Source organism: Streptomyces sp. NPDC088910 (assembly GCF_044749865.1).
In the GTDB taxonomy this organism is placed as follows: domain Bacteria; phylum Actinomycetota; class Actinomycetes; order Streptomycetales; family Streptomycetaceae; genus Actinacidiphila.
The window spans coordinates 243,643-253,239 of record NZ_JBIVIV010000006.1; the positions used below are offsets into that span (position 1 = coordinate 243,643).

Sequence of the window (9,597 nt, forward strand, 5' to 3'; positions counted from 1 at the left end):
GAGCCCGTCCGCCCGTCCGCCCGTCCGCCCGTCCGCTCGTGGGTCAGGACAGCACGCGGTGCCGGAAGTTGCGCAGGCCCAGGGTGAGGAAGACGGCGCAGGCGGCGATCAGGACCGGGTAGACGGCGAAGAGCGACATGTGGGTGGACTCGGTGAAGGCGGCGCGCATGCCTTCGGTGATGTAGATGAGCGGGTTGACCAGGACCAGGATCTGGAGCCAGTGGAAGCCGCCGAGGTGGACGAGGGAGAGCTTCGTCCACTGGTAGTAGGTGCCGCCGAGGAAGACCAGGGGCAGGACGACGAAGCCGAACATGACGCCGATGTTCTGCGGCTGGAAGGTGGTGCCGAGCATCAGGCCGAGCGAGGTCATGGCGACGCAGGCGAGCGGGATCAGGGTGACCACGATCCACCAGTGGACGGTGAGATGGGCGTGGACGCCGGGCGCGTGGACGACCGCGGCGATCGGGAAGACGATGACCGCCGAGATCAGGGCCTGGACGGCGCCGGACAGCACGCGGGCGACGGCGACCAGCCAGATCGGGCAGGGCGCCTGCACCCGGTCCTCGATCTCGCGGGTGTAGCCGAACTCCTGTGACATCTGGATCGCGACGGACTGGATGCCCTGGAACATGATGCTGATGGCGACGACGCCGGGCACGAGGACGGTGGCGAAGTCCGACTCGCCCGTCGAGCCCCCGGCGCCGCCGATGCCCTGCCCGATGGTGGGGAAGACGTAGAGGAAGACGAAGACCAGCAGGAACGGCTGGACCAGTGTCCGGGCGACGAACTGCCCGAAGCTCTTCCACAGCACCCGCAGGTCCCGCCGGACGAGCGCGCCGAGGGCGGTACGGCTGGCGGCGGCCACGGAACGGCTCGGCCGTACGGTGACCGGGCGGTGCGTCGGGGACAGCGGCTGCGAGGGTCCGGCCGGTGGTGCGGTCATTCCCTCAGCTCCTTGCCGGTGAGGCTGATGAACACGGTCTCCAGAGAGCTGCGCACGATCGACAGGTCGACCAGTTCGAAGCCGCCCCGCTCAGTGCTGGCGACCACGCGCGGCAGCAGGCGTTCGTCGCCCTGGACCTGGAGTTCGACGCCGCCGTCGACCAGCCGGGTGCGGACGGCGCCCTCGATGTCCCGGGTGAGGCGGGCGGCGAGGGCTTCGTGGTCGCCACTGGCCAGTACGGTGACGATGGTGTCGGCGCCGACTCCCTGCTTGAGGGCTTCCGGTGTGTCGAGGGCGAGGATCTTCCCGTGGTCGATGATCGCCACCCGGTCGCAGAGCTGGTCGGCCTCTTCCATGTTGTGCGTGGTGAGCACGATGGTCTGGCCGTCGGCGATGAGCCCGGCCAGGATCTCCCACAGCGCGAGCCTGCTCTGCGGATCGAGACCGGCCGTCGGTTCGTCCAGGAAGAGGACGGCCGGGCGGTGCATGATCGCGCGCGCCACCAGCAGCCGCTGCGCCATGCCGCCCGACAGGTTGCCCACAGGAGAGGCGGCCCAGCGCGACAGACTGAAGCGTTCCAACGACTCGTCGGCCAGTTCGCGCGACCGTCCGGCGGAGATCCCGAACAGCAGCCCGTGGTAGTAGAGGTTCTCCCACACCGTCAGCGAGCGGTCCAGGGTGTTCTGCTGCGTCACGACCGCGATGACCTGCTTGGCCAGCGCGGGCTGCGCGACGACGTCGATGTCCCCGACGTACGCTTTCCCGCCGGTGGGGACCACGCGCGTGGCGAGCATGCCGATGGTGGTGGTCTTCCCCGCGCCGTTGGGTCCGAGGAGTCCGAAGAACTCCCCGGCGTAGACCTCGAGGTCGAGGCCGTCGACCGCCATGACGGGCGCTTTGGGATACCGCTTGGTGAGCCCGACCGTACGGATCACCGGGGGCCGTCCGCCGCCGGGGCCCGTCCGCTCCACCGCCGCCTCGACCGCCATGTCCCACCTCCCGGCTCCGCTCGACCCGCATGCCCGTCCGCCGCCCGGCCCGCGCCCGTCGGCTGCCCGATCCGTGCGCCCGCTGCTCTCGTCATCGAAACACGCCCCCGTCCGCGCGGCCCGCGACAACGGTCCGACCGGGGGACGTCGGCCGACGCGGGCGGGGGCGTTTATGATGATCGCGAAAAGCGGACCGCCCGCCTCCCGGCGGGGTCCCCGACCGCCGTCGCGGGGGCTGTGAGCGGCCAGAGGAGCGGGGCCGGGGAACAGGACCGGCGCATATGCCCAATGGCCGCGGATTCCCGAAGTGGCAGTACACGGTTGCGAAGAGCCAGTAAAGGACCCATTCGGGAAACTCGTACAGGATTCAAGGGAATGACGGCGTGAATTCATTCATTCTCACACCATCCGGGTGTTCTGAACATTGATCCGGAGGCGGCCAATAGGGTCTCCGGCGGGTCCGGCCGAGGGCCGCGGGCCGGGCGGGCAGGGGGGACAGCGCATGACCGATACCCCACGGGCGGACATACCGGATTCGCAGCCGGAACGTCGCCGTATGTGACGGGGAAAGACGGACAGGACGCTACTTACGGGGAGTGTCGCGACACAAGGCGGCGGGTCGGCGCGCGGCGGGGATCGGCGCCGAAGTGCGGCCCCGGGAGGAAGTCGATGACGCACTCATGTCACACGCGCCCCACTCACCCCAGTGGCTCTCTTCGAAATCAACCATGCTGCTATGGACATCTTGATTTGTGCTGCGTCATGAATGAGAATTCGTCCAATTGAGCGGCACGGAGTACACGCAATAGAGGCCCGCCGCGCACACCGGGGCCTCGCGCGGCGGGACAGCGCACTCACCCGCTCCGTTACCGACAGTAGCCGGGGGTAAATCGTTGGAGTTCTGCATACTCGGGCACCTCGAAGTCTCGGCGAACGGGCGCCCGGTGCAACTCGGCGGTGCCCGCGAGCGGACGGTACTGGCGATGCTGCTCATCGAGGCCGGTCATGTGATCCCGGTGGAACGGCTCATCGACGCCGTGTGGGGCGACGACCCGCCGGCGACCTCGCGTGGGCAGATCCAGATCTGTATCTCCAACCTGCGGCGGCGCATCCTCGCGGGCGGCGGCGAGGACCTGATCGAGACCCGACGGCCCGGCTATCTGCTGCGGGTCCCCGCGGGCACGCTCGACCTGCACCGGTTCGAGGCCGAAGTCCACGAAGGGCAGGCGGCGTTGGCGGCCGGGGACCCGGCCGGGTCGGCCCGCATCCTGCGGGACGCGCTGCAACTGTGGCGCGGTCCCGCGCTCGCCGACGTGGACAGCACGCTGGTGCAGCAGGGAGTGGGGCGGCTCAACGAGCGACGGCTCGCCGTGCTCGGCGAGAGCCTGAAGTCCGGGCTGATCGCGGGTGAACAGCACCGGCTGATCGGCGAGTTGACGTCCCTCGCGGCCGAGTATCCGCTGCACGAGCACTTCAGGGCGCTCCTGATGATCGCGCTCTACGCGGCGGGGCGGCAGGCGGAGGCGCTGGACGCGTACCGCAAGGTGCGTGAGGAATTGCAGAGCGAACTGGGCATCGACCCGGGCAGTGAACTGCGCGGCCTGCACCGGGCGATGCTCGCCGGTACGTTCTCGCTGCCGGGCGCGGAGCCGGACGAGACGACGTCGGGGCGTTCGACGAGCCGGGACAGCCGGGACCACGACGGTCAGGGGCGTCAGCCGCAGCACCGCGAAGACCAGCGGCGCGACGACCAGCGGCGCGACGAACAGCGGCGGGAGGACCAGCGGCGCGACGAACAGCGCCGGGACGACCAGCGGCGCGACGATCAAAGGCGCGACGACCCCCGCCGGGACGACTACCGCCGGGACGAACGCCGACGCGACGAGCAGCGCCGCGACGAACACGGGCGGGACGAACACGGGCGGGACGACCCGCGCCGTGACGACTACCGCGCGGACGAACACCGGCGCGACGAACCCCGGCGCGATCCGTGGGACCGCATGGAGCGGGACCGCGACGACCGGTACGGAGACCGGGACGATCCGACGGGCAGCGCGCCCGCGGAGTCGGCCCGGCCGCCCACCTCGACGGGCGCCCCCATGCCCGGTGCCCGCGCCGACCCGGAGGGCGCCTCGGACCAGGCGCGCGGCCAGGCCGAAGGGCAGTCGCCGCACCAGCCGCCGGCCGAGGAGCCCAAGCGGCGCGCGCCGAGCCTGCTGCCCGCCGACATCCCGGACTTCACCAGCCGCAGCGAGACCGTGAACGACATCGTGCGGCAGATCGGCGGCGACCAGCGCCACCGCAGCGACCAGGCGGTGCCCGTCTGCGTGATCGTCGGACAGGGCGGCGCGGGCAAGACGACGCTGGCCGTGCATGTCGCGCACCTGCTCACCCAGGACTTCCCCGACGGCCAGCTCTTCGCGCACCTGCGGGTCGGCGACCGTCCGGCGAACCCGTCCGACATCCTGGAGCGCTTCCTGCGGGCGCTCGGTGTCGTCGGCCCCAGCCTGCCCAAGTCCCTTGAGGAACGCGCCGAGCTCTTCCGCGACCTGGTCAGCGGGCGGCATGTACTGGTCGTGCTGGACGACGCCATGACGGAGCGTCAGGTCACCTGGCTGCTGCCCGGAAGCGCCGACTGCTCGGTGATCGTGACGAGCCGTCAGCGGCTCACCGGACTGCCCACCGCGGGCCGGGTGGAGATCGGCGCGCTCAGCGAGAGCGGGGCCGCCGCGTTGCTCGCCCGCTACATCGGTGAGGCGCGGGTGGTCGCGGAGGCGGAGAGCGTCACCGAACTCTCCCAGCTCTGCGGCCGGTTGCCGCTGGCGTTACGGATCTCGGCGGCGCGGCTGGCGGCCCGTCCGCACTGGAGCGTCGCCGACCTCGTCGACCGGCTGCTCGACGAGTCCCGCAGGCTGGACGAGTTGAACCACGGTGAGATGCAGGTCAGGGCCAGCATCTCGCTGACGTACGACAGCCTGCCGGACGACGCCCGGCTGCTCTTCCGCCGTCTCGCCCTGCTCGACGTGCCCAACTTCGCGGCCTGGGTGGGCTCCCCGCTGCTCCAGGTCGACGTGCTGCGCGCGCAGGAGGCGCTCGAAGTCCTGGCGGAGGCGTATCTGATCGACGCCACGCCAGGTCCCGGCGGCCATGTCCGCTACAGCTTCCACGACATCATGCGGCCCTTCGCGCAGGAGCGGCTGGCGGAGGAGAGTTCCGAGGAGCGGCTGGGCGCGCTGGAGCGCTGGCTCGGCGCGCTGCTGTCGCTGACCGGTGAGGCGCACCGCCGCGAGTACGCGGGCGGCTATCTGGAACGGCGCAGTTCGGCGGAGCGCTGGCGGCTGCCCGACCGTCTGGTGGAGCGGCTGCTGTCCGACCCGCTGGCCTGGTACGAGCAGGAGCGTACGTCGATCGTGGCGGCCGTGCGGCAGGCGTCGGCGGCCGGACTGGTCGAGCACTGCTGGGACCTGGCGCTCAGCTCGGTGACGCTCTTCGAGGCGTACTCGTACTTCGGCAACTGGCGCGAGACGCACGAGATCGCGCTCAAGGCCGCCTGCCGGGCGGGCGATCAGCACGGCGAGGCGGCGATGCGCTACTCGCTGGGCTCACTGCACATGTTCGAGCAGAGCACGGACCCGGCGATGCGGCAGTTCGAGCGGGCGCACACGCTCTACCACGAACTCGGCGACGAGCACGGCGCGGCGCTCGTACTGCGCAACATGGCCTATCTGGACCGGCTGACCGGTGACATCGCGTCGGCGCAGGAGCGGTGGGAGGAGGCGCTGGGCGTCTTCCAGGTCACCGGCGACCGGATCGCCGAGGCGCACGTCCTGCACAACATGGCCCAGGTGCACGTGGACTGCGGTGAAACGGCCACGGCGCTGCGGCTGTTGGAGCGCGCCGAGGCGATCTGCCACGAGGTCGGCAACCGCCGGGTCACCGCTCAGGTGCAGAACCGGCTGGGCGCGCTGCACCTGCGGGTCGGGCGGCTGGACGACGCGCATGTCGCCTACACGCGTGTGCTGGACAGTGTGCGGGTGACCGGCGACAAGGTCGGCGAGTGCTACGCGCTGCTGGGTCTGGCGACGGTCGACCTGCGCCGCGGCGAGCCGGGTTCCGCGCGGGCGATGCTGACCGAGGCGCTCGAACTGGCGGTACAGGCCGGCGCCCGCATGGTGGAGAGCCGGATCGCGCTGGCGCTCGCCGAGGCGCTGCTCACCTCGGACGTCGAGGCGGCGCCGGAGTACGTCGAGCGCGCGCTGACCGGCTTCGAGGCGATCGGCGCGACGTTGGACAAGGCGCGCGCGATGGTGCTGCGCGGCCGGGTGCACGCGGCGTCCGGCCGTCCGCAGGGCGCGCGTGCCGACTGGCAGGCGGCGGCGGGCATGCTGACCGGGCTGCGGACGGACAAGGGCGGTGTCGCGCTGGTCGAGGAGGTGCGGCGGCTGCTGCGTACGCTGGCCGACGGGGGCGCCGACGCGGGTGTCGCGGCGGCGCAGCTTCCGGCGGAGGCCGAGCTGCACAGCTGAACGGCCGAGGAATCGCCGGGGAGTTGGGGGAACGCCAGCTCCCGGCAGGGGGCCTGCCGGGTCGGCGGTGTTTCCGGTCGGCGTGAAGGTGCGGCCGACCGGGCGTCGTGGAGCGGGGGCGCCCGCCGGTGCGGGCAGGGAGAATCCGGGCAGCCGGTAGCACCGGGTGTCACGGGGTGGAAGGCGCCCAGCCGTGTGGGCGGCCCGGGGTCACGGGCGTCATGGTGCGGAGGTACCCGAGAGCGCGGGCGGGTGGGGGTGCCGGATCTCCGACGGTGCGGGATGCCCGTGTCGGCACGGGCTTCGTGGGGAGACGATTCGCCGGATCGAACCGGGGCGCCGTGAGAAAGGGCTCATCCGGCCGACCGAGCGGCGGTCGTCGTGGGGTGGAGCTGGGGAAGCGGTGGTGCGCGGTGCGGTGGTACGGGGTGCCGGGCCGCGAGGGCCGCGGCGGAGGTCAGTCCCAGATGGTGTTGTCCGTGGAGGCGGTGGGGGTGGGGGTCGGCTTCGGCGTTCCGCCGTCGACACGTACGACCGAGGTGTGGCCGTTCGTGGACGAGTGCGTCGAGGTGACCGCGACGGCGACGCCGCCCGTGAGGGTGACGAGCAGGGCGGCGGCGGTGATGCTGCGGCGGAAGGCGCGAACCGTCATGATGCCATCTCCAAGTCTGTGGGGCCGCCGGTTCAGGTGTCCCGGTGGCTCGATGACTTCATGGTTCGGTGGACCGCTTTCGGTCCGTCCTCGCCCGGCTATCACGGTCGCTATCACGGCGCTCTCACCCGACCGCCGCAGGTCGGCGCGGGGCTCGGCGCGGCGGTCCGGCTCTCGCCCCGCCCTCGTTTCGCTATCGTCGGGGGCCGCCGGTCCTATCGTCCCGGGCCGCCGGAGCGATGGCGGAACGATAGGGGCATCCCCCAACGTCGTGGCCACCCAGGCGCGACACCGCAAAAGGCGCGCCCGAACCCGGAGGCGGGACCCCGTGAGTCTTTGCGTGCACATCGTGGACAGTGCGTTCGGCGTACCGGCAGCGGACGTCGACGTCCTGCTGCGCCAGCCCGCCGGAGACGACTGGCGTGAGCTGGTGCGCGGGCGCACCGGTCAGGACGGCCGGCTGGCGATGCTCGGTGACCGGAACATCCAGCCGGGCATCTACCAGGTGGTCTGCGACCTGGACGCGTACTACGCCGTCCTCGGCTCGCTGCCCCTGCACCCCCGGGCCATCGTCGAGTTCCGAGTGACCGAGTCCGACGCGGACATCCACCTGCCGATCGTGGTCTCCACGCACTCCTTCCTGAGCTACCGCGGCGCCTGAGGCACCGCGACTACCCCTTGGCGAGGGCCGGTTGACGCGGGAACAGATCGGCTCCCAGCTCCCCCCTCGCCCGTCCGTCGTCCAGCAGGGCGCCGACCGTGGCCTCCGGCTCGGTGGCCGCGCGCAGCGCCCCGAGCGCGATGGTCCGCAGGACGGCGGTGACATCCTCCTCACCGAGCACGTCGGGGTCGGACCGCAGCGTCAGCTCCACCTGGTGAGCCCCTTCGGCGTTGACCCGGAGATAGAACGGGTGACCCGCCTCGCGGGCCGGGGGCGTCCAGGTCAGGGACGCGCCGGACGGGACATCGGCCCGGTCCCGCGCCGGTACGGGCGGCGGTGACGATGCCGACGGTACGTCGGCGGACGGCTCCGATTCCTCCGCCACGTAGTTGAACCAGCAGTCGTGGACGAAGAGCGAGCCGTCCGGCCCCGGTGCCTCGGCGGCCAGCCGCGCCGCCGCGTCGACGTCGTAACTGCCGTGACGGTAGGCCAGCAGCGAGCTGAGATGCGCGCGCTTGAGGAAGCCGGACAGCGGCGCGTCCGGGTCCACCGCGCAGGGCAGCGGCACCAGTTGGTTCATGGTGCTGACGACGGGCTGCCACAGCGGGTCGAAGCGGTTGGCGCACATCAGGCTCAGCATGATCCGGTTCCGGGACAGCACTCCGGAAAGGGCCGCGCCGGTCAGCGCGGTCAGAACGCTCTGCGGCGACACCCGGTGTGCGGAGGCGGCGTCCGCGACCAGCGCGGCGAGCCGCGGGGAGCGCAACGTCGCCTGGATGCGGCGCTCGTCGGAACCGGGCGTCCGGGCGGGCAGATTGCTCAGCGGGCCGCCCGCCAGGATCTTCTTCCAGTACTTCTCGGCGCCGCGGCGGTGGCCCGCCCAGGCGTCGCCGTGCTGGAGGACGGCCAGCTCGCGCGGCGCGGGCCCCGGCCGGCCGTCGGCCGCCGGGTCCCCTCCGCCCCTGGCCGCCAACTCCTTGAGCTGCCTTTCCAGTTCGCGGATCGCCCAGACGTCCACCACCATGTGCGACATCGACACGGCCAGATAGCGGGGGCGGCCCGCGGCGCATATCAGCGTGCCGTGCCAGCCGGGGTCGCCGACGACGGGGAAGGGCCGCGCGTACAGCTCGCGCAGCACCCGCGCGCCGTCCTGCGGGGTCACCGACGGCAGGTCCAACCGGTCCAACCGGAGCGGGACTTCGGGGTGGACGCGCTGGAAGGGCCGGCCGTCGGCATCGGTGTGGAACGTCGTCCGCAGGCTGTCGTGACGGTACGTCAGGACGCGCAGGGCACGGTCGATCGCGGGCGCCTGAAGTCCCTCGACGTCCCACAGCGCGGGGACGTTCACCTCCATCAGCCGGTCGGTGGCGAAGGTTTCTATCGATCGCCAGGTCGACAACTGGCCGAAGGTGAGCGGGGCGTCGACGGGCATGGTCCCTCCGTGGCATGAGGTGGGGCACGAGGCGTGGCGTGAGGCGGTGGTCCGGCGTGGCGTGAGGAGGTGGCGCGGCGCGAGGTGAGGCGCCGACGGGGTTTCGGGGCGGCGGTCGGACGGCGGTCGTGCGGCAGGCGTGCGGCGGTCGTGCGCCGGAAAGCGGTCGGTGATCGGTAGTCGGCGGGCTGCGGTCTGCGGGCTCCGGGCCGCGCTACGGGTTCGCGTACGGCCGTACGGCCCCTCCCCCCGCGCCCGTCGGCGCGGGGAGGAAGGTGACGAGCCGCGCGGCGCGTGGAACGTGACGGCTCAGCGACAGACGGTGCCGCGCGCGTGGCTCACGGCCGTGCAGACGACCCGGGTGCAGACCACCCGCGTACAGACCACCTTGCGC

At 71.9% G+C, this 9,597-nt stretch carries 6 protein-coding genes; 2 read left to right on the forward strand and 4 right to left on the reverse strand.

Annotated elements, in window-relative coordinates:
• Positions 1-43: 43 nt before the first annotated feature.
• Both ACIP4Z_RS16325 and ACIP4Z_RS16330 read right to left on the reverse strand, forming a co-directional pair.
• Positions 44-943: an ABC transporter permease gene (locus ACIP4Z_RS16325; RefSeq protein WP_355341444.1), complete on the reverse strand. Its 900-nt coding sequence runs from the start codon at positions 941-943 to the stop codon at positions 44-46.
• Positions 940-1,932, reverse strand: a complete 993-nt coding sequence (locus tag ACIP4Z_RS16330) for an ATP-binding cassette domain-containing protein (protein WP_391045981.1) — start codon at positions 1,930-1,932, stop codon at positions 940-942. Before ACIP4Z_RS16330 ends, ACIP4Z_RS16325 begins: the two co-directional genes overlap by 4 nt.
• A gap of 893 nt (positions 1,933-2,825) precedes the next feature.
• On the opposite strand from ACIP4Z_RS16330, the gene ACIP4Z_RS16335 reads away from it, so the two are divergent.
• A complete protein-coding gene (locus ACIP4Z_RS16335) occupies positions 2,826-6,458 on the forward strand; it encodes a BTAD domain-containing putative transcriptional regulator (RefSeq protein WP_401308539.1) in 3,633 nt (1,210 codons plus the stop codon).
• 457 nt (positions 6,459-6,915) lie between these two features.
• On the opposite strand, the gene ACIP4Z_RS16340 is transcribed toward ACIP4Z_RS16335, so the two are convergent.
• Positions 6,916-7,110 carry a hypothetical protein gene (locus tag ACIP4Z_RS16340; RefSeq protein WP_188281614.1) on the reverse strand — a complete coding sequence of 65 codons (195 nt, stop codon included), beginning with the start codon at positions 7,108-7,110 and terminating at the stop codon, positions 6,916-6,918.
• Positions 7,111-7,162: 52 nt separating this feature from the next.
• Here ACIP4Z_RS16340 and ACIP4Z_RS16345 point away from each other — a divergent pair, with 52 nt between their 5' ends.
• Positions 7,163-7,771, forward strand: coding sequence for a hydroxyisourate hydrolase (locus tag ACIP4Z_RS16345; RefSeq protein ID WP_391045985.1), 609 nt, complete (start codon positions 7,163-7,165; stop codon positions 7,769-7,771).
• 10 nt (positions 7,772-7,781) lie between these two features.
• On the opposite strand, the gene ACIP4Z_RS16350 is transcribed toward ACIP4Z_RS16345, so the two are convergent.
• Positions 7,782-9,203, reverse strand: a complete 1,422-nt coding sequence (locus tag ACIP4Z_RS16350) for a condensation domain-containing protein (protein WP_401308544.1) — start codon at positions 9,201-9,203, stop codon at positions 7,782-7,784.
• Positions 9,204-9,597 lie beyond the last annotated feature (394 nt).